At 58.2% G+C, this 668-nt stretch carries 2 protein-coding genes; both read right to left on the minus strand.

Annotated elements, in window-relative coordinates; translation table 11 throughout:
• The coding region (locus tag FK530_RS24590) for a helix-turn-helix transcriptional regulator (RefSeq protein ID WP_146489443.1) at nucleotides 1–153 on the minus strand (153 nt) is incomplete at its 3' end.
• Nucleotides 153–668: restriction endonuclease subunit S (locus FK530_RS24595; protein ID WP_205124256.1), on the minus strand; the 516-nt coding region annotated here is incomplete at its 5' end. The genes FK530_RS24595 and FK530_RS24590, both read right to left, overlap by 1 nt.

Below are 668 nucleotides of genomic sequence, written 5' to 3' on the forward strand. Positions count from 1 at the left end.
AGTGGAAATGTTGCTTCCCGTCTCGACACGGGCAATCGTGGGACGTGAGACTTCTGCTTCCGCAGCCAGCTTGTTCTGCGACCAGCCGAGTTCGTTCCGAGCGTCGCGGATGTCCTTACCGATGCCCTGGGCCGGGTTAGGTTTACGGCTCATCAGGCCACCTCCAGCACAGGCTCCAGACGTCGCTCTGCACGGACGCGAAGGGCACGCCCGTACTGTGCCATGCCCGCCCAGTCCACGACGGTCTCGCCGTCGGCATCAGTGGTGACCGGGACCATGATGCGGGTCGCTCGTAGACGAGCCATTGACACGCCGTAACCCCAAGAGAACTTCTGCAGAGCTCGACGCATCGTGGTCACTAAGAAAAGTCCACTCGCCTCGTCGAGTCGTTTATGGCGGAAAATCAGGAAGTTCTGCGCCGTATAGAACGGAGCGGGCTGATAAAACGTCGCCTGAGTCTTCAGAGTGACGGTGATACAGTTTCCTCGTTCCTTTTGGCCGGTCTGATCAGCCACAACATCAGCAATCGAGTTTGCAGCTTGAGTCTGACTGAGGTATAGATTTCGACCAGGGCCTTGCACCAGATGGACACGGTCATACCAGGACTTCGAGGCTGCCATCGTGTCGAACACGTCGGGGATAAACATCGGCTCGAACCTCAGGTCCGG

This window comes from Tsukamurella conjunctivitidis (assembly GCF_007858475.1).
GTDB lineage: Bacteria > Actinomycetota > Actinomycetes > Mycobacteriales > Mycobacteriaceae > Tsukamurella > Tsukamurella conjunctivitidis.